Below are 19,608 nucleotides of genomic sequence, written 5' to 3'. Positions count from 1 at the left end.
GTTTCCCGTTCCTTTTATCCGAAAAACAACGAGAGGGTCGAGCTTAGCCGCAAACCGGCTTCAGCTCGCTAACCTCCCGTCCCAATACTCGGTAATAGATTTCCTCGTACTTGCCCCGTATCAATTCATTGCAGAACATGGTTTTGGAACGCTGCAGGCATGCCTTGCGCAGCCGTTCGCTAAGGGCTTCATCCTTACATATTTCAAGCACGTGCTGAGCCATCGAATGCGTGTCTCCGATTGGAGCCAGATACCCGGTTTCCCCATGGGTAACCAGCTCGGGAATGCCGCCTGCCGTGGATCCGACCGTTGGCACTCCGCACGCCATTGCTTCCAGGGCGACCAGGCCAAAGCTTTCTTTCTCGGATGGGAGCAGAAGCACGTCCGCCATCGAGATCACATGGGCAATCTCGTCTTGTTTGCCGAGAAAATGCACCTTGCCGCCAAGCCCCAGCTCATTGATCCGGCATTGGATCTTCGGAAGCTCTGGCCCTTCCCCGACTAACAGCAGTTTAGCGGGTATCTGCTCCTGCACCTGGGCGAATATTTCCAATACGTCGCCTACCCGTTTCACGGGACGGAAGTTGGAAATATGCATCATGATTTTTTCGTTCGGATCGGCATAATCATTACGCAGCGATCTCGAATCCCGCGGATAATACACCCGCGGATCCACGAAATTATAGGTAAGGTCGATGTCACGGCTTATATCCAGCAGCTCCCGCGTCTCACGAATAAGATCCTGAGAAACGGCGGTAACGGCATCACTTTCATTAATGGCAAGCCGGATCAAATCCTTCAGCGACTCGTCCTGCGCCAGCACCGTAATATCGGTTCCGTGGAGCGTCGTAACGACTTTCAGCTGATCTCCGACCATCTGCTTGGCCAAGAAGGCACATACGGCATGCGGCACGGCATAGTGCACATGAAGCACGTCAAGCTGCTGCATTTTTGCCACCTGAGCCATTTTGGTCGCCAGCGAAAGGTCATATGGGGGATAACGAAACACATAATAGTCGTTTACTTCAACTTCATGATAAAAAATATTTTTATGGAAAGTTCCTAATCGGAACGGAATGCTGTGCGCGATAAAATGAACCTGGTGGCCTTGCTCCGCGAGGAGTTTGCCCAGCTCGGTCGCCACGACTCCTGACCCGCCGAGCGATGGGTAACAGGTAATGCCGATTTTTAATGGTTGTTGATTCATGTCAGGCCTCCTTTATGTACGCCTCTATATATTATGCCTGCTTGGGGCCGAATAGATGAACAACATACGGACTTTTACAAGCAAAGCCCTCTGCATAAGGAATAAGCCTGCGCGCCCCAAGCAGTGAATCCCTGGCCCGCACACGCTCGATGTACCCCTCGGTCAACGGGGTTGAGACTGCATCTTCTTCAGCCTTCTCGAACTGGGAACGGTAACAAGACAAGGCCTGCTCCTTAACGCCGTAATGCTCCGTAACGTCAACGACCAAATCCGTTCTTCCGATATCGTTTATGAAATAAAAATAAAGCTCGTCCACCTTAACCGGCGGCTGCTCGGACATGTATCGGCGAAGCTTGGCATTGAATACCGCTTCCTCAACCAACCGGCTGCACGCGACATGGTCCGGATGGCGATCCTCCCAGTAGGGAGCAAATACAATAGAAGGAGAAAACTTGCGAATCTCGGCCGTGACCCGTTCAATATGATCCGGCGTCACGAACAAACCGCGATCCGGCAGCCCCAGATTCGTTCGGACCTTGAGATCCAAAATACCGGCAGCTTGCTCTGCCTCCTGCTTGCGAATATCGACGGTGCCGTTCGACGACATTTCCGCCTGCGTGAGATCGCAGATCCCGACCGACAGCCCAGCTGCCGTATGCTTTGCAATCGTTCCTGCCATTCCGATCTCGGCATCGTCTGCATGTGCTCCGAAGATTAATATGTCCAGTTTGGTGTTCATCAGCTATCCACACCCGGTTTATATTTATGAACGAGTTCGCGCCATGCAAAATCGCCGCGGTCCAGCGCCTTGACGAGAATCTCAGCCGTCGCCACATTGGTAGCAAGCGGTATTCCCTGCACGTCGCACAAACGGAGGAGTGCATTGATGTCCGGTTCATGAGGCTGTGCCATCAACGGATCCCGCAGAAAAATAATCAGGTCCATCTCATTGTCCGCCACAAGAGCTCCGATCTGCTGATCGCCGCCCAGCGGTCCCGAGGCAAAACGGTGAATGCTGAGTTTGGTTTGCTCCATAATCCGGGTTCCCGTCGTTCCAGTCGAGTATAATTTATGATCTTCGAATACATTTTCATAAGCGATAACGAAATTGACCATTTCCTCTTTTTTGCGGTCATGCGCGATAAATGCAATATTCATAGTAATTTCTCCCCTATGTTAGTCAATAAAATGATCAAATCCATAGACCAATCCGGTGTAGCCCATTACCTTCTCTATAGCCATTTTCACGCCCGGCATATAAGCTGCACGTTCATACGAATCATGTCGGATCTTCAGGCTTTGACCGTAACCGCCAAAAATGACCTCCTGCTGGGCAAAAACGCCCGGCAGACGAACGCTGTGAATTCGGAAGCCGTTGTAATACCCGCCCCTTGCACCTTCAATGACTTCCTCTTCCTTCGGATTGCCTTGACGAATCTCCTCGCGGTTCGCCGCAATCATTTCCGCTGTTTTGATCGATGTTCCGGACGGAGCATCCAGCTTCTGGTCGCCATGGGTTTCGATAATTTCAACGTGAGGCAAATATTTGGCCGCCTGGGCTGCAAATTTCATCATCAGAATGGCTCCGATGGAAAAGTTCGGCGCGATCAAACCGCCAATGTTCTGTTCCGTGCATTGCTTGTCCAGCTCTTCGATTTGCTCCGGCGTGAAGCCGGTCGTGCCCATGATCGGGCGAACGCCGTGCTTGATGGCCAACGCCGTATTGCTGTATGCAAATTGAGGCGCCGTAAAATCAACCATGACGTCCGGTTTGGATTCGACAAGCGCCATCTCCAGATCCGATGTCACCGTAATGCCGCAAGCAGGCAAACCTACCAGCGTTCCTGCATCGGCACCCGCATCCGACAAGCCGACGGCAGCAACCAGTTCCAGTTCCTCGTCGCCCAATACAAGCTTCACTACTTCTTTACCCATACGGCCGCCGGCACCGACGACCGCAACTGTCCATTTGTTTGCCATGTTACATATCCTCACTTTCCATCCGATGCTGTATCCTGCATATATGATTTCAAGCGCTGTTTGAGTTCCTCCATAATATGCTGCAGCCCGCTCTCCTGCGGGTACAACGAAATTACCTCTTTAAGCGTGGTAATGGCGAGCGCATGCTCATCGAGTTCACTGTAAACAAGAGCAAGCCATACATAAGCCTGAGCATACAAAGGGTCCATGGCTACGGCGGATTTCAGATGTCCAACGGCTTGATACAATTCAGCCTTGGTCACATCCTTGCGGTTTTCCACCATTTTTCTTGCTCGCTGCACCAGCTCCGCAGCCTTGATATGCTGTAAATGAAGAGCATATTCCGGTTTGTCCGGCTGCAGCCTGACGGCTTCCTCCGCATGCGTAATCGCCATCTCCAGCTTGTTGCTTCTGCCGTAGGTAATGGAGCACCGATAATGCACTTCGGCATCTCCCGGATTCGAGATGATCGCTTGCTCAAACCAACGCAACGCTTCTTCGAAATCATTTTGAAGTATGCATCGATATGCTTTTTGTATATAACTTTCAGGTTTCACGGGCTGTCCCTCCCCACAGCGGGTTTGGTACAGCATATGTAGCAGCTGCCTAATCGGTGTTTATTTTCGTCCAACGATCGGCATCGCGCGTAGAAAATTTATGCATCACTTTATCATGCGCTTCCGCGAGATCGATGCCGAGGGAATTGGCAAAACAGATCGTAATAAACAATATATCTCCAAGCTCCATTTCGATGGAATTTTCCGCTTCATCCGCTTTTTTCGGCTTCTCGCCGAACTGATGATTAACCTCTCGGGCGAGTTCCCCCACCTCTTCAGACATTCGGGCCATCATGGATAAAGGACTGAAATAACCTTCCTTGAATTGTGATATGTATCGATCGACTTCCTGCTGCATTTCAGCCATTGATTTTCCCAAGACTCTTAACTCCCTTCACTGCACAGTCAGCCTCAGCTTGTAACCTTCAAGCTGGGGCAGTCTTCCCTCATACGAGCGATTGGTTTTAAACCTATGTTATCGTAAAGCGGATTTGAAAACAAATAATTTTTTATTGCTGAAACCATATCGGCGCATACTAGACAGGTGCGAAGCAATCTGCAGACAATCGGAAATATCCACTATTGGAAATGCGAGGGGTCTTATGAAAACGTCCAAGTTGCTCCATCAGCTGCAAACGATCATTCCGATCATCGCCGGTTCCGCCATATACGCATTCGGACTGCTGTATTTCATCATTCCGAATGAACTCATGGAGGGTGGGGTCACCGGCATTACCGTACTGCTAAATTACGCCTTTAACATATCGCCGTCCATTTCAACCATGGCATTGAATATCCCGCTGTTCCTGGTCGGAATGAAAATACTCGGCAAACGCCAGTCTGTCTATACAGGTCTCGGCATCGCATCCTTAACCCTGTTTCTGTGGCTGTTCGAATTACTGATCGACCGCGGGTATGTCGTGCCTTTTCACACCGAGCATGATTATATTCTGGCTGCGCTTTATGCGGGGGTGACATTGGGGGCCGGGCTCGGCATCGTTTTCCGGTTCGGCGGGACGACTGGCGGCTCCGACATCATTGCCAGAATCATCAACCGGAAATTCGGCTTCAGCATGGGCCAGATCATTTTATCCCTCGATATTTTGATTATCGGTCTATCCTTATTCTTTATCCCGCTCGAGCGCATATTGTATACCCTGGTCGCCGTGTTCATCGCTTCCAAGGTGATCGATTTCATACAGGAAGGGGCTTATGCCGCCAAAGCCTTCACCATCATCAGTGACCGTGCGCCTGATATCGCAAATCGCATATCCACGGAAATGGATCGTGGGGTCACGTTGATCCCGGCTATCGGCGCCTACTCCATGCAAGCCAAGCATATGGTATACTGCGTCGTATCGAGGCAGGAAATTCGCCGCCTTACGGGAATCGCCAAATCCTTGGACCCTCGGGCTTTTATTATCATTAATGATGTCAATGACGTGCACGGGGAAGGTTTTAAAGAGGAATAGCCCGGTTTGCACCGGGCTATTCGGACCATGATGGATATTCGACTACTTTCGGGGGAACATCGGTTTTGCGCTGTACAGCTGGCCGCGGTATTTGCGGTACCCTGCAAACGTTAATGCCGCCAAAATAAAAGCGGCAATGACCAGCTGCCAAGTCCATGGCTCTTTAACCTCTCCCAGCGGAGCAAGCGCAGGCTCGTCTTTTTTCTTGCCGAATAACATATTCATCATTTCCTCGCCCTGCGGGACCACTTTCTCCACTTGCGCCGCGTCTCCGGATGCCACCAGCCCCCCTGCATAGGAAATCCAAGATTCCATCATGTTGACATCCTCGGGCTTGCGCTGAATGACAACGGAAGGACGGATGAGCTCATAATGCTCGCTCAGGCTGTCGTAGGCTCGTCTCATGCCAGCCTGATCGTGCTGCTGCGCATACTGTCCCATGACTCTCAGGTCTTCGCGTATGACCTTGTAATATTGATGCCATAACGCATCCCTGGCATGGATCAGGCTATCCGCTGCCATTCGGAGCTTGCCGGCGGACACCATCCAGTGCTGGGGCTCCTGCGTCGCCCGTGCCGTAGCTTCTTTCATCTCCAGAATGCTCTCAGCCAACGCGTGGATCCCCTCGACGCCGGTCAATCCTTGAAATGAGGAAGCCTCAAACAGCCCGGATACCCGGCGAATATCCTCTAACACGGCTTGTACATTGCCTTCCTCCACATGGCGGTATAACTGCTCCACTTCCTTGTTCAGCGCTTTGGCCTGAATGGATGCAGCGGGCGAAGACTCCGACTGTCCGTTTGCCGCCGGGCTAGCCCATATGGGATTACCCCAGCCTGCGGTAACCTGCAGAAGCAGTGCGGACAGGCACAGAAGGAGCTTCGGAAAGATTCGTAACATGGGACATCCCTCCTACCGTATATGTATGGCAGAAGGGATGCTCATAGAACCGTGCCGGCGAAACGGCTAGCGTTGCTTGGGATTCCCGTACTTCATGAAGATCCAGCCGGCGAAACCGCTGAAGAGCGTCAATAGATAAGTGAACAGCTGGACGGCTGGCAGGTCATCATATAACGGACCGGGCAGCCACGGAAACACGCCATATGTATAATCGACGGTGTCGTTCAGCAGCGTCCAGGCAATGGCCCCGGTTAGGGCTGTCCAGCGGTAATGAAACAATCGGACGAACAGCAAGGCTTCTACTGCCATCGCTGTGTGCGAAGCGACAAGCATCCAATCCTGCCATGCCAGCACATCTCCTTGGGCTTGTCCGGCAAATATCATAACAACGGCCCATATGCCATACTTCACCGATGTGACGACTGCCAGTGCCTCTATGAATTGCTGAAACAACGCGACGCCGAGGCTCCGAGGCGGGTAGAGAAGCAGCAAAAGCGCCAAACTGAAAAACAAACTGGCCGTCGGGCTGTCCGGCACGAATACGACCTGCCATATGTAGCCATGTTCCACCGTATCGGCCATTTGAGCGCCGTACCATATGTATCCATAGATCGTTCCAAGTACGTTGCATACGAGCAGCAGCCAGAGAATCGATCGCTTGCTTAGAAATTCCCGGCTCCATAAAAACGAAATTGACAAACTCGGTCCTCCAATCCTGTTCCTGTATTCTTTAGACTAATGCCGATTATACATAAACCAGGTACATATTTCATCTATGTACGCATTTAAAAAAGAACCTGACCGTAATACGGTCAGGTTCTTTAATGCATGCTACTCTGCAGCCGCTTCTGCTTTTTGGCTTGCGAGCCAATCCGCCAGCTGGTCGAGTTGTTCTTCAGTAACTCCAGCAGAAAGTGCCGTTTCTTTCATAGCCGGCATGCTGCCTTGGCCATTTTCGATGATCGCCACAATCTCTTCTTTTGTATGGGTGTCACCGACGCCGCGCAGCGACGGTCCGGATGCCCCTTTCAAATCTGCAGCATGACAGGAGATACAAGTAGCCGTTTTAAAGGTCTCCATTGCAGGATTATCCTTATCCACAATCGCTACGATGCTGTCTTCAGGCTGCTTGCCGCTGGTTGTTGGCAGACCAGCGGCACGCTTCTCGTGAGCTTCTTCTTCCCGCTGAATATGCTCCGGCTTCTGGCCTGTAGCTTCCAGTTCATGCTGATAATGCGTCCATGCAGCATTGGTCAGATAGATGACGGCAAACAACGACAGAATCATAAGCGCCGAAGTGATAGGTCTCTTGTAGAACCTCCGCTCTTTCCCTGTATCCAGGAACGGAACCAGGAGCAATGAGCCAAAGGCCACGCCGGAAACGCCAATCGTGCCGAGTACCACATAATCACCGGATGCGTACGGAAGCTTCAAATATTCATACAGGAACAGGAAGTACCAGTCCGGCATCGGAATGACCGAAGCCCCCGGATCCGCCGGATAACCAAGCGGCGCCGGTTCCGAGATGGTCAGTACAAGGAAACCGACCAATACAACTACACCAACCATCCATTCCTTCAACAAGAAGTTAGGAATGAACGCTTCTGATTTGCCGGGATATGCGGTGTAATCCGGCGGCGTAACCCAACCGCTGCCTTTTTTCACACGCGAATCGCCGACATAAACTACTTTTTCATCAGATTTATGACCATGTGCCATAAATATGCGCCTCCCTTCTTCTTATAGTGGACCGGAAATACCTTGTCTGCGGATCATGATAAAGTGTCCTACCAATAAGGCAAGAAGGACAGCCGGAAGGAAGAATACGTGAATAGCGAAGAAACGCGTCAGCGTTTCGGCACCTACGATCGTACCGCCTTGCAGCAATTCTTTAATGATAGGTCCAAGCCAAGGTACGGAGTTCGCAATCTCCAGTGTAACTTTTGTAGCGAAGTAAGCTTTGTTATCCCATGGCAGCAGGTAGCCTGTCAAACCAAGGCCGAGCATAACAAAGAAAATGAGCATACCAACGACCCAGTTCATTTCACGCGGCGCTTTGTAAGAGCCGGTGAAGAACACGCGCATCGTATGCAGGAACATCATAACGATTACCAAGCTTGCGCCCCAGTGGTGCATGCCGCGGACAATCTGTCCGAAGGCAACCTGTGTTTGCAGGTACTCGACACTGTTGTAAGCGTTTATGATATCCGGTACGTAATACATCGTCAGGAACATTCCCGACAGAATCTGGATGACTGTGATAAAAAACGTCAAGCCGCCGAAACAGTACACAAACGCGGAGAAATGATGCGCCGGGTTTACGTGTTCCGGTACCTCGTGGTCTGCAACGTCTCTCCAAATCGGCGTGATATCGAGACGTTCATCAATCCAGTTGTAGACATTCTTCAACATCTGAATCTACGCCTCCTATTTAACTACGGTATTTGGCACGATGGCGCCGAGGTAAATCCAGCCGTTCTCGATTTTCGTCTCGTACTGGTCAAGCGGCTTCGGCGCGACTGCCAGGTTCTTACCGTCCGGTGTATAACGCGCACCGTGGCAAGGGCAGTGGTATTCATCCGGGAAATTCTTGTTGTTATTCCATCCAACAAGGCATCCCAAATGCTTACAAATCGGTGAAAGCGCTACAATTTCACCTTGATCGTTCTTACGAATCCACGCCGTCAAAGTAGCTGTACTGTTGTACCAGCCGTCCTGCTGTTTGAGCTCGAAATGAAATTCCTGTGGATCGTTGGTAATTTTGCTCTCTTCCGCGACTTTTACAAAAGACCCTTCTTCCTTATTTTGAAGAATCGGATCAACGGCAAAGCGGAGCATTGGCAAAACTACTCCAGCAGCCATATAAGCTGTGGCACCGCCCAACGTGTATGTAAGAAATTGTCTGCGGGACATCTCTTTCTGTCGGGGTGGATTGTGCGATTCTTCATGCTCGTCATTGTGGTTGCTGCTCATTCTGTGTTCAACCCCCTTTGTCAACCGTTCTTAAGTGTCATCAATGATTAAAATCACACGACTTACTAGGACATACTAATAATATCTTAGGCACCCAAGACCGTCAAGAATTTGAATCCCAAATTTGGGTTCGCTTCCAATAGCCCTTTCATAAATTGTTGGTTTTTTGTCACAATTCAACACGGCTTTCCTGCTGCCACATTTCGCTGATCTGTCCTGATACGATGGCAGGCATAGGGATCGAGTCACTGCCTTCCAGCCTGCGCCGCGAAAGGACAAGCGTGCTTTCGGGCACATCCTCTATAGAGAGCTCGGAATCGGCTGTCATGACCACCACGAACTTAAAGCCGATGGATTTGACATTGTGACAAACTTCATTTAGAAGCTTCATATCTTCAGTATTTCCATATTGTACGGCAGGATATGTAACCAATCTTCCCTTAAACGGAATTTCTGCCATATCCATAAAATCCCGGAGCCGTTCCAGCGCGGCTGTCGCCTCCCATGGCGTTTCCGTACCCGAAAGTCCGGTAAACGGAATCAGGCAGGTATCAAAATAAGGTTTCAGCTCCGGCCACGTCTGCTCGTCCACTTCACTAAATTTCATGCAAGATACATTCCTTTCTGCTCACTCATCATGATTTTGTCTTCATTATACGAGTGAAAGGGCAGGTTAGGCAAAAAAAAGAAGAAATGCGATAAAGCATTTCTTCAATTCAAAGTCCTCAGTTCATCCGTCAGGGTTCGGAAAGCCACTTCGTCGCCGGAAGCCAGCGCTTCGTCGATTTCCTTGTACAGCTCTTCGCTCCGATGCTTGCGCAATGCCTCGTCCCACACCATTTCGGCCGCCAGACCTAACATAACCTCGTAAGTAACCTTCATCTTATCCATTAGGATGCACCTCCAAACTAAATTTGCGTATAGCTTATATTCTTTCCCTTTAATTGCTTAACTTCCAACATATTTACGGCTGCTGCGAACTTGTCCAAACAACCATGCTAGAGGATCAGATCATCATTCGAATCGCTGATATGTATGCCGGCTTCCGCTGCCTTCAATCCAAGCGCGGTCATTTTGTATGATGTTCCCATGCTCTGGCTCTCCCCTATTCTGAGCATCCCCAAATGCATCAGCATGCGGATAATCCGCTGCTCCAAGATGTTTTGCGGACTATCATAATAGAAAGGACGGATTAGCCAGCCCAGCGATTCGTAAAGCGAGGCTGCCGTGACCCAATCTCTTGCGCACTGACTTATCCAGTAAACAAGAGAAGATATATTGGGAATTGCGCCTTTATACAGTCTTAACCAAAAGCGGAATATCTGTATCACGCTAACTTGATTTCCTTCCTCAAGAAACGAGGCTCCCGTTTCACTCAGGATCAACCGGGCGTGGTTTTCCCTGATCCATTTTTTGGCGTAGGCATAATCGTACAGCAGCGCAAATCGGTCGGGATATTCAATGCAGGAACGGCCATACCCGAACCGCCACGCTCCTTTGGTAATCAACGGCTCCGAAATATGCAGCGTACTCATGAGCTGCTGCTGATTTCGCCTGTACATGAATCCTTCCTGGTTCAGCTCGATATCGTGCCCGCCTACATATTTAAGAATCAGCTTGAGATCTTCCGCGGCTAGTCCCTGCTCATCCCGGTATGCTTCCGGATCATGCAGCAATCGCTGCAGATTTTGATGAAGCCGCTCCCGCAGCACATCGCGGAACCGCTCCTTCAAATCCGAGGGCACTTGAAACAAATACTTGGTGGAATGGGTAAAACCGTTAAACAGCCAGCCGCTCCGGCGATAACGCGCGACCGCCTCCCGCGGACTTTCCGTTTTGGCGCCAGCTGCCTTCTTGTTTGAAGAGGCTTTATCTTCTTTCTCCTCCAAATCCGCCGTATGACGGATGGCGGCCGTCAGTTCTTCCAGGCTGTAGCCTGTTCGAGTGTCAAAGACCAGATTGTTCAGAAAACGCAAATCGCTCGGTGACAAGCTGCTGACCTGCTCCTCGAAAAACTCTCTTCGCCCGAGCTTGGACAGGATGCTCTGGATCAATTCGTGCTTCGAATTCCGCTTAGCGTCACAATCATAGTGATTCGCTATATTGCTAAGCTGTCCAATATCGGCATATGTGAGCATATCCGCTAGATTCATCTTCCATCGCCTCGCCGTTTTACAACCATTATGGGAAGGTTTCGGACTTTTGATACCTGATTCTCGTCGGTTTGATGAAATATTTTTTGATTATTTCTATATAGAAATGACTATGCTCTCTTATTAAATGATAGAATACATACAAACGGTTACAGGAAACCGCACTTGATGTTTTTATAACGAATACAAAATGAAGCCCAGCTTTTTTAAGACGGGCTGATTCCATCCATACAGGAGGATCATCATGATAAGAACGCCGGAACACGAAATATAACTTGGTGCGAATCGAATCCGCGGACCTCCCTTAAGAGCGTTTTATATGAAGAAACTTATTCATGATAAATGACTTGGAGGTTATGCAGAGATGATAAAAGATGCTGAATTTTTAAAGTTCATTCAAAACATGGATCACCATTTTTCGGGATGGGATTTTTCGCGTATTACCGCTTCCGGCCGCATGCAGTCCCACGCTCTCCCCTGGTCTTTGGGCAGCGTGGTGCTTCCTTTGATGCGAAATGCAGCTACGATGCTGGACATGGGTACGGGAGGAGGAGAATTCTTATCCTCCCTGCAGCCGCTCCCCAAAACCGTTTATGCCACCGAAGGGTACAAACCGAACGTTCAGATTGCAAAGCAAAGACTCGAGCCGCTGGGCGTAAACGTTGTCTACTTTGAAGAAGATTCCTCGCTTCCTTTAAAGGATCGTTATTTTGACCTGATCATCAATCAGCATGAATCCTATTCGGCAGCGGAAGTAAGAAGAATATTGAACGGTCGCGGGGTGTTTGTAACCCAGCAATCCGGCGGAACCGATTGTTATGGGATTAACGAATCGCTTGGCGTTCCGCTGAATGAAGAGTTCGCTCATTGGAACCTGGCCATAGCGGCCCAAGAGCTGCAGGATCACGGGTTCAAGATTACCTTCAGCCGCGAGGACTTTTTACCGCAGCGATTTTACGACATCGGCGCACTGGTTTATTATTTGATAGCGATTCCCTGGCAGATTCCTGATTTTAAGGTGGAGCGCTATATCGAGCCTTTACATCATATTCACCGGATGATCCGGACCAATGGTTACTTCGAGGTCCAGCAGCACCGGTTTATTTTAATCGCCGAAGTGTAAACGTCAACCTATCCAACATAAAGAAGGAGCCTTCCCGTCGGAAGGCTCCTTCTACTAATACACGCTCATATTTACGATTGGTTCGTCAACAGATGCTTGGTACAGTTAAACAGCAAGGGAGACCAGTCATCCTCTTTTCTCTCCAGGACGGTGAGCGACAGATTGCCGATCCGTTCGCTCAGGGCACCACGGCACACCAGCTTGTATAACTGCGCTAAAAAACCGCCATGACTGACAACAAGAATATTGGCTTCCGGATGTTTATGCCACATATCATCGAGAAAGACAAGCCCTCTGGACTGAAGCTCCAGATCCGTTTCCTGGCCCAGATCCAACATGTGCCAATCGGCACCGAACCGGGTTTCACGCTCTTCCGCTGTCAAGCCTTCCACCTGACCGTACTTGCGCTCACGCAAGCGGTTATCCGGCGGCGCCAAGGGAATGTTCAGCATGGACGAAATAATTTTCGCGGTTTCTTCAGCGCGGGAGAGCCCGCTGCTGATCGCGAAGTCCCATCGGTAATGCTCCTGCAGAAGCCTTTCCCCAAGCAAACGCGCTTGACGACGGCCTTCCTCATTCAGTGGTATGTCCGTTTGGCCTTGGATTTTGCCTAGAGCGTTCCAATCCGTTAATCCATGGCGAACCAAGCCGATCTGCATGCCGCCTCTCCTCCATCCTATCCATATTTTATCTTCTGACCCGATTTAGTCTTTTTAGGAAAAACAAAGCGCATCCGATTCCCAAAAGGGAAAGTATCATCCAGTATTCTGGCTGAGTGGGACTCATATCAACCACAAAAGGATCAATAATGCCGCTGTTGGTTTTTGGGATGTTGTAATCGTCCTTGGTATTCAAGCCTTGGGCCGTATCCGCTACGCCTGTAGGGATAATCCCTGTCTTTACGGCTTCCGGAACCGGATCCGGTTGATTGCCCGTCGCTGCAAAATAAACAAAGCTGCAAACGAACAAGGCCAGAAAACCGGCAATCATCAGCGTCAGCCGCTTCCGGAACACCCGGCTTACCGCCCGGCTCTTGGACGTTTCCTCCACCAGCCAGGGAAAATCGCGATAAATGCGGTCCATCACGTTGCGGTTGATCTGTTCAGCGTCCATGTCGGGAATCTCATGCTCCAGGGCATGAACCATGTTCTGGCTTTCCACCCACATTTCGTACTCCGCTGCACATGAACTGCAGGTTTGAACATGTGCAATCAGCCGTTGTCGCCGCAGATCGTTGTCCGGTAAATCCCAGACCGTTTCCATCAGCTCTTGGGCTTCATTGCAAGTCATCTGTTCTTCATCCCTCTCAGATCCTCAAAAACCGGCTCATAAAAATAGGGTTCGAGCTGAATTTTGACGCTGCCGCGGGCCCGGAACAACAGTGACTTAACCGAACTGACGCTTTGACCTAAAATATCTGCGATTTCCTGGTAATCCAGTTGATCATACTCCCGAAGAATCAGCGCAGATCTCTGTTTCTCCGGTAAATTGTTAATCGCTTCCCTTACCATATGTACTCGTTCACTGCGCAGGATCGCCTGCTCCGGGGCGACCTCCAGCGGCGCCACTGGCACGACCCCGCTCTCCTCCAAGGGCAATGTGCCGCTGCGATGCTTGCGAAGTTCGCTCAGCACGGTGTTGCGCGCAATGGTGTAGAGCCAAGTCGAGAAGGATGCATCCACTTCCCGGAAGGAATGCAGGCTCCGGAAAGCCTTGTAGAACGTTTCCGAGCATAAATCTTCAGCCATAAGCTCCATGTGCGAGCTTTTTAACATATGATAGACAAATGCCAATATTTTTCTCTGATAACGCCTCATCAATTCGGAATAAAGTTCGGTATTGCCTTGCTTAATTTCTTGGATTAGTTGGGAATCCGTCATATGATTTTTCGTTCCTCCTTCACCCACCGGTGCCCATTCCTTGTCATTTCCACCTTCATGAGGAAAATCAAGGATTTGTGCAAAAGTACCGTCAAACCATATATAGTTACGCCTCATGTTGTCTGACTATTCTATGTATTTGGCAATTTCCCCAAATCTTCTACACTAGCACTCTAGCATTATAGCACATATTGGAGAAAAGTTCAGGTTTGTGGCAGAAGGTTTTCCACGGATAGGAAAATCGGCAAAAAAAATCCGCCTTCATCATTGAAGGCGGTTGCACAAAGTGCAATATTTTGGATAGGAGTGGAGAGAAACCATACTGTACTTTTATTATATGTATACGTTTTCATTTTGTCAACACTGAAAACGCATTTATTTCCGGTTGTTTAAAAACAACCGGAAAATTACTGATACACCGAGTGTCCTTGCGATAACAACAGCTCTTTAGCCCGCTCCTGTTCGATTTCATTGCGGAAGGAAAGCCTCATCACGCCCGGCACATCTTCCCGACTCTCGATAATCTGCATGTTGCTGAGGTTGATGCTGTTCGTCCCGAGCTCCGTCGCAATGCGGCCGATGATGCCCGGATGGTCAGGCACGTCCAAATACAGATCAAATTGGGAAACGATCATGCCCTTGCGCCGTTCTGGCAGTACGCTGCGGAATTCCCCTGCCATGCGGAAAGCCTCTTCGATCGCAGCACCGTCCTTCGACTCCAGCATATCCATGAATCGCCGGATCCCTTCATTCCAGTCTTGCAGCAGCGTCAGCATGACCCTGCGATTGTTTAATAGAATGTCCCGCCATACGACCGGGTCGCTGGAAGCGATGCGGGTTATATCCCGAAAGCCCCCTGCGGCCAAGGTGCGGTACAACGGATTATCGTCATTATAGGAGCTGATCTGATTGACTAACGCCACTGCGATCACATGGGGCAGATGGCTGATCGCTCCAACGATCTCATCGTGAAGTCTCGGCTCTACCTTCACAATATGGGCACGCGTGTGAGACAAAAGCTCTACAAGCACGTTCAGCTTCTCCTGAGGGACATCATCCGGCGGAGTAAGCACGTAATAGGCATTCTCGAACAATACGGTGGAGGCAGCTCCAACACCGGACCGCTCCGAGCCCGCCATCGGATGACCGCCGATGAAATACGCATCCTTAAGGGCAAGCTGGGACGCGCATTCGGCAATGCTTGCTTTGGTGCTGCCAACATCCGTAATAATGCATCCCGGCTTCAGCCGCATTTCGCTCAAACGTTTCATGTACATCTCAAGACTGCCTACGGGAACGCATAAAAAAATGACGTCCGCGTCTAGGGCAGCTTCTTCTACCGAAAGCGTAACCTTATCAACGACGCCTTTAGCAATGACCTGGTCGGCATATTCTTGGGTGTGGGCATAACCGGTAACGGTTATGCCAGGTTTTCCTTTGAAGTTTAAAGCTAACGAACCGCCGATCAAGCCGACGCCGAATATGGAAATTTGCATTGTCATGTTCTCTCTCACTCGTTTCAAGCTGCGATTATTGTTATGTCATTCGATCAGGCTGGCGCATTCACTTCGCTCAGCACTTGTTCCAAAGCGCCGATAAAAGCCTTATTCTGTTCTTCGGAGCCTACGGTTACGCGAATATAGTTCGGATACAGTTCAAATCCAGGCCGTACGATAATGCCTTTGCTAAGCAGCGACTTAAACACTTCGGTGCCTGGCTTCTTCACGTCCACCATAATGAAGTTACCGTTCGCAGGAAAATAAGATAGTCCAAGACGATCAAATTCACCTTGTACGTAATGGATCCCGTCGGCATTCAATTGACGGCATTTCGCTACGAACTCCTGATCTTTCAGGGCTGCCTTCGCCGCTACTTGAGCCAGGCGTCCCGTATTAAACGGCTCACGTACCCGATTGATCAAGGAAATGACTTCCTGCTGCCCGATGCCGTAGCCGATCCGGAGGGCGGCCAAGCCGTATATTTTGGAGAAGGTACGCAGGATGACCAGATTCGGATAACGCTCCATTAACTTGATGCTGTCCGGGTACGAAGCGTCCGTTACATATTCATAATAAGCTTCATCAAGCACAACCATTACATGGGCCGGGACTTCATCCAGGAAGGAAACCAGCTCGCTTTCGGAAACGATGGTTCCGGTCGGATTATTCGGATTGCACACCCACACGATTTTGGTTTTGTCCGAAACGGCTTTGGCCATGCCCGGCAAATCGTGCTTACCGTCCACCAGCGGCACCTCGATGCATGTCGCACCTTCGATATCCGCGTTCGTTTTATACACCGAGAAGGTCTGATCCGCCATGATGGTTTCATCCCCCGGTTGCAGGAATGCCCGGATAATGAGGGCAATGATTTCATCGGATCCGCAGCCGAAAATAATCTGATTGCGTTCAATTCCCAGCTGGCCAGCAAGCTCAGCCGTTAAATCGGCCGCACTTCCGTCCGGATACAGGCTGAGCGTTCCCAGTTCGGCGGTAATCGCTTCGGTTGCGCGCGGCGAGCAGCCGTACGGATTCTCGTTGGAGGCCAGTTTAATGACAACATCAAGCCCTAATTCCTTTTTGACTTCTTCGATCGGTTTCCCGGGCTGATATACGGGAAGATTAACAATTTGCGCTTTCGGTTTCATACGATATTCGCCTCACCTTTCATAACTGCTATGGACAACACTATCCTTTTAATTGTGCCACAAACTCCCTGATTTGCAAAAGTCCCTGCTGTCTTGTCTCTTCCTTCTCCAGCAGAGGAATGGTCGATTCAATCTGACGCACAATCGCGCTGCCGACAACGACGCCGTCGCAGATTTTTGAGAATCTGGCCACCTGCTCACTGGATGAAATGCCAAAGCCGATCGCGATCGGCACGCTGCTGTACTGCCTTACCGTCTCAAGAAAAGACTCCACCCCCGCGTAAAAATCGGTGCGCTCGCCCGTCACGCCAAGGGAGGATACGCAGTACACAAAGCCGGTCGCTTCCGAAGCGATGCTCGCGATCCGCTCATGGGAGGTAGGAGCCACCAGCGGAATCAGATGAACGCCCGCCGCGTGGGCGCGTTTCCGAACCTCCTCGGATTCCTCCACCGGAAGATCGGGAATGATCAAGCCGCTGATGTCGTGCCTTACCACTTCCTCGAAGAAAACGTCCAGTCCGGTTTGCAGTACCGGATTGTAATACGTGAACAGGATGAACGGCAGCTTGCTGCCCCGCTCTCTTGCCAGGCGCGCGGTTTCCATGCAAGTGCGAATGGTCACCTTGCCCTTCAGCGCGCGCTCGGAAGCTCGCTGGATGACCGGTCCGTCAGCAAGGGGATCCGAGTAAGGAACGCCGAGTTCAATAATGTCGGCTCCCGCGATTTCAAGCTCATGGATGATATCCAGCGTCGACTTCACATCCGGATCCCCGACGGTGAGATAAGGGATCATGGCAGTCTTGTTTTGTTGCTTCAACGACGCAAAGGTCTGATCGATTCGGTTCATTCGGTTTTCCCTCCCGTGTAAGCCATGATGGACTCCACGTCCTTGTCGCCGCGACCGGATAAATTAATCACGACGATATCGTTCTCGGTCCACGTAGATGCCATCTTTACGGCTTGCGCTACGGCGTGCGCGGATTCCAGGGCAGGAATAATGCCTTCCGTGCGGCATAGCAGCTGCAGGGCATCGAGCGCCTCTTGGTCGGTTATCGGTACGTACTGCACGCGTTCAATGTCTTTTAAATAGGAATGCTCCGGACCAACCCCGGGATAATCAAGGCCGGCTGAAATGGAATGCGCCTCCTGTACTTGTCCGTACTCGTCCTGCAGCAAATAACTCATCGAGCCTTGGAATACGCCTTGTGTCCCCTTGGACATCGTAGCCGCATGAAAATCGGTATCCACTCCCTTGCCTGCCGCTTCGACGCCGATCAAACCGACTTCCTTGTCTTCAAGGAACGGATAGAACATGCCGATCGCATTGCTACCGCCCCCGATCGGCGCAAGAATGACGTTTGGAAGCCTTCCTTCCGTCTCCAGTATCTGCCTCCGGGTCTCGTCACCGATAATGCGCTGGAAGTTCCGCACCATCATCGGATAAGGATGCGGCCCTACAGCGGAGCCCAGCACATAAAAGGTATCCTCGACGTTGCTGACCCAGTAGCGAAGCGCCTCGTTGCCGGCATCTTTCAGCGTTCGGCTTCCCGACGTGACCGGAATCACTTCGGCACCGAGCATTTTCATGCGGAATACGTTCAACTGCTGCCGTTTGGTATCTTCTTCGCCCATAAATACCTTGCATTCAAGACCCAGCAGAGCGGCTACCGTCGCGGTCGCTACGCCATGCTGTCCGGCGCCCGTTTCGGCAATGACCTTGCCTTTGCCCATGCGCTTGGCTAACACGCCTTGTGCAATGGCGTTGTTGATTTTGTGCGCGCCGGTATGGTTCAAATCCTCGCGCTTCAGGTAAATTTTAGCCTTGCCGAGATGTTGGCTGAGCCGCTCCGCGTAATAAAGCGGCGTTTCCCTTCCGGAATACTGTTTCAGCAAATAGGCGATCTCCTCTTTAAAAGCAGGATCCTCCGAAAAACGATTATATTCTTGCTCAAGCTCTATTAAAGCGTTCATCAGTGTTTCCGGCACGAACCGGCCTCCAAACACCCCGAAACGTCCATTACGGTCAGGAAGCTGTGTCATTTCCCCTTCACCCTTTCTACAAATGCAGTCACTTTGTTTATATCCTTCACGCCAGGCTCGCTCTCTACGCCGCTGGATACATCCACCCCGTACGGAGCGTACTGGCCGATCAAATGAGCAACATTATCCGGATCGAGCCCGCCGGCTACAAACAAGGGAATCCCTTGCCGTTCAGCCCATTGCTGGTACGCCGGGATCAGATCCCAGGCAAAGGTCTTGCCCGACCCTCCGCCGTACACCGGATCATAGGTGTCGATCAGCAGTCCGTCGATGCAGCCCGCATACGAATCCAGTGCCGACAGACGTTCCGCTTCCGGACGGTCACTTCCGATCGATACCGCCTTAAAAACGGAAACCGGGAAGCGCTCCTTCACTTCCCGGCAAAATTGCGGCGATTCCTGACCATGCAGCTGCACGACGTCAAGCGCCGTTTCTTGAAGAAGCTCTGCGAGCTCGCTCAAATCAGGGTTAACCAAGACGCCAACAGCAGCGGGAATCTTGTCATGCTCCCATTCCCGCAATACTTGCACCAGCTGCGCAGCCTGCTGCGGCGTTACCCGCCGCCGGCTCTTGGCAAATACGAATCCGATATAATCCACAGGTAAGTTTATCATAGATTTTAGCACTTCAACGCTTTGAAGTCCACATATTTTTAGAGCCGTACTCATCATCGAAT

At 50.7% G+C, this 19,608-nt stretch carries 24 protein-coding genes; 2 read left to right on the top strand and 22 right to left on the bottom strand.

Annotated elements, in window-relative coordinates; translation table 11 throughout:
* Positions 1-43: 43 nt before the first annotated feature.
* Genes bshA through RB297_RS00175 form a run of 6 tightly spaced genes read right to left on the bottom strand, consistent with a single transcriptional unit; the run spans position 44 to position 4,123 of the window.
* Entirely contained in the window at positions 44-1,207 is a 1,164-nt protein-coding gene (gene bshA, locus RB297_RS00200) for an N-acetyl-alpha-D-glucosaminyl L-malate synthase BshA (protein ID WP_375119410.1), read from the bottom strand.
* Between the two features lie 31 nt (positions 1,208-1,238).
* The gene (gene bshB1, locus RB297_RS00195) at positions 1,239-1,946 is read right to left on the bottom strand and encodes a bacillithiol biosynthesis deacetylase BshB1 (RefSeq protein WP_375119409.1); all 708 of its coding nucleotides are present in this window, start codon (positions 1,944-1,946) and stop codon (positions 1,239-1,241) included.
* A complete protein-coding gene (gene mgsA, locus RB297_RS00190) occupies positions 1,946-2,365 on the bottom strand; it encodes a methylglyoxal synthase (protein ID WP_015734554.1) in 420 nt (139 codons plus the stop codon). The genes bshB1 and mgsA overlap by 1 nt, the downstream gene beginning before the upstream one ends.
* 18 nt (positions 2,366-2,383) lie before the next feature.
* The gene (gene dapB, locus RB297_RS00185) at positions 2,384-3,187 is read right to left on the bottom strand and encodes a 4-hydroxy-tetrahydrodipicolinate reductase (protein ID WP_009595251.1); all 804 of its coding nucleotides are present in this window, start codon (positions 3,185-3,187) and stop codon (positions 2,384-2,386) included.
* 11 nt (positions 3,188-3,198) lie between these two features.
* Positions 3,199-3,744, bottom strand: a complete 546-nt coding sequence (locus tag RB297_RS00180; protein WP_375119408.1) for a tetratricopeptide repeat protein — start codon at positions 3,742-3,744, stop codon at positions 3,199-3,201.
* Positions 3,745-3,793: 49 nt separating this feature from the next.
* Entirely contained in the window at positions 3,794-4,123 is a 330-nt protein-coding gene (locus RB297_RS00175; protein ID WP_015734553.1) for a nucleotide pyrophosphohydrolase, read from the bottom strand.
* A 223-nt stretch (positions 4,124-4,346) separates the two neighbouring features.
* Between RB297_RS00175 and RB297_RS00170 the strand changes: the two genes are divergently transcribed.
* Positions 4,347-5,216, top strand: coding sequence for a YitT family protein (locus RB297_RS00170; RefSeq protein WP_015734552.1), 870 nt, complete (start codon positions 4,347-4,349; stop codon positions 5,214-5,216).
* Positions 5,217-5,258: 42 nt separating this feature from the next.
* Here RB297_RS00170 and RB297_RS00165 read toward each other — a convergent pair whose 3' ends face one another.
* From RB297_RS00165 to RB297_RS00130, 8 genes are all read right to left on the bottom strand, one after another.
* Positions 5,259-6,116, bottom strand: coding sequence for a sporulation protein YpjB (locus RB297_RS00165; protein WP_375119407.1), 858 nt, complete (start codon positions 6,114-6,116; stop codon positions 5,259-5,261).
* A 66-nt stretch (positions 6,117-6,182) separates the two neighbouring features.
* Entirely contained in the window at positions 6,183-6,815 is a 633-nt protein-coding gene (locus RB297_RS00160) for a DUF1405 domain-containing protein (protein WP_375119406.1), read from the bottom strand.
* A 132-nt stretch (positions 6,816-6,947) separates the two neighbouring features.
* The gene (locus RB297_RS00155; protein ID WP_009595210.1) at positions 6,948-7,835 is read right to left on the bottom strand and encodes a menaquinol-cytochrome c reductase cytochrome b/c subunit; all 888 of its coding nucleotides are present in this window, start codon (positions 7,833-7,835) and stop codon (positions 6,948-6,950) included.
* Between the two features lie 21 nt (positions 7,836-7,856).
* Positions 7,857-8,528 (bottom strand): menaquinol-cytochrome c reductase cytochrome b subunit, encoded by a 672-nt coding sequence (qcrB, locus tag RB297_RS00150; RefSeq protein ID WP_006209500.1) that lies wholly within the window; start codon positions 8,526-8,528, stop codon positions 7,857-7,859.
* A gap of 15 nt (positions 8,529-8,543) precedes the next feature.
* Positions 8,544-9,089 carry a Rieske (2Fe-2S) protein gene (locus tag RB297_RS00145; protein WP_015734548.1) on the bottom strand — a complete coding sequence of 182 codons (546 nt, stop codon included), beginning with the start codon at positions 9,087-9,089 and terminating at the stop codon, positions 8,544-8,546.
* A 169-nt stretch (positions 9,090-9,258) separates the two neighbouring features.
* Complete coding sequence (locus RB297_RS00140; protein WP_213577775.1) at positions 9,259-9,696, bottom strand: DUF2487 family protein; 438 nt, start codon at positions 9,694-9,696, stop codon at positions 9,259-9,261.
* Between the two features lie 104 nt (positions 9,697-9,800).
* Positions 9,801-9,980: an IDEAL domain-containing protein gene (locus RB297_RS00135; RefSeq protein ID WP_009595190.1), complete on the bottom strand. Its 180-nt coding sequence runs from the start codon at positions 9,978-9,980 to the stop codon at positions 9,801-9,803.
* A 107-nt stretch (positions 9,981-10,087) separates the two neighbouring features.
* Positions 10,088-11,242 (bottom strand): hypothetical protein, encoded by a 1,155-nt coding sequence (locus tag RB297_RS00130; RefSeq protein WP_375119405.1) that lies wholly within the window; start codon positions 11,240-11,242, stop codon positions 10,088-10,090.
* A 364-nt stretch (positions 11,243-11,606) separates the two neighbouring features.
* On the opposite strand from RB297_RS00130, the gene RB297_RS00125 reads away from it, so the two are divergent.
* Positions 11,607-12,365: a class I SAM-dependent methyltransferase gene (locus RB297_RS00125; RefSeq protein WP_096773291.1), complete on the top strand. Its 759-nt coding sequence runs from the start codon at positions 11,607-11,609 to the stop codon at positions 12,363-12,365.
* Between the two features lie 71 nt (positions 12,366-12,436).
* Here the strand turns inward: RB297_RS00125 and RB297_RS00120 are convergent, their stop codons facing one another.
* From RB297_RS00120 to RB297_RS00085, 8 genes are all read right to left on the bottom strand, one after another.
* Entirely contained in the window at positions 12,437-13,024 is a 588-nt protein-coding gene (locus RB297_RS00120) for a histidine phosphatase family protein (protein ID WP_096773290.1), read from the bottom strand.
* A 28-nt stretch (positions 13,025-13,052) separates the two neighbouring features.
* The gene (locus tag RB297_RS00115) at positions 13,053-13,655 is read right to left on the bottom strand and encodes an anti-sigma factor family protein (RefSeq protein WP_096773289.1); all 603 of its coding nucleotides are present in this window, start codon (positions 13,653-13,655) and stop codon (positions 13,053-13,055) included.
* On the bottom strand, positions 13,652-14,245 hold the full coding sequence (locus tag RB297_RS00110) for an RNA polymerase sigma factor (protein ID WP_015734542.1): 594 nt from the start codon (positions 14,243-14,245) through the stop codon (positions 13,652-13,654). Before RB297_RS00110 ends, RB297_RS00115 begins: the two co-directional genes overlap by 4 nt.
* Before the next feature lie 407 nt (positions 14,246-14,652).
* The gene (locus RB297_RS00105; protein WP_375119774.1) at positions 14,653-15,741 is read right to left on the bottom strand and encodes a prephenate dehydrogenase; all 1,089 of its coding nucleotides are present in this window, start codon (positions 15,739-15,741) and stop codon (positions 14,653-14,655) included.
* 53 nt (positions 15,742-15,794) lie between these two features.
* The gene (gene hisC / locus RB297_RS00100) at positions 15,795-16,892 is read right to left on the bottom strand and encodes a histidinol-phosphate transaminase (protein WP_375119404.1); all 1,098 of its coding nucleotides are present in this window, start codon (positions 16,890-16,892) and stop codon (positions 15,795-15,797) included.
* Between the two features lie 40 nt (positions 16,893-16,932).
* A complete protein-coding gene (gene trpA / locus RB297_RS00095; protein WP_096773286.1) occupies positions 16,933-17,739 on the bottom strand; it encodes a tryptophan synthase subunit alpha in 807 nt (268 codons plus the stop codon).
* On the bottom strand, positions 17,736-18,932 hold the full coding sequence (gene trpB / locus RB297_RS00090) for a tryptophan synthase subunit beta (RefSeq protein WP_015734538.1): 1,197 nt from the start codon (positions 18,930-18,932) through the stop codon (positions 17,736-17,738). The genes trpA and trpB overlap by 4 nt, the downstream gene beginning before the upstream one ends.
* Positions 18,929-19,603, bottom strand: a complete 675-nt coding sequence (locus tag RB297_RS00085; RefSeq protein WP_096773285.1) for a phosphoribosylanthranilate isomerase — start codon at positions 19,601-19,603, stop codon at positions 18,929-18,931. The genes trpB and RB297_RS00085 overlap by 4 nt, the downstream gene beginning before the upstream one ends.
* Positions 19,604-19,608 lie beyond the last annotated feature (5 nt).

It is taken from the genome of Paenibacillus sp. CR_12, assembly GCF_041953985.1.
GTDB lineage: Bacteria > Bacillota > Bacilli > Paenibacillales > Paenibacillaceae > Paenibacillus_AQ > Paenibacillus_AQ lautus_A.
This window is presented reverse-complemented; position numbering and strand designations above follow the sequence as displayed.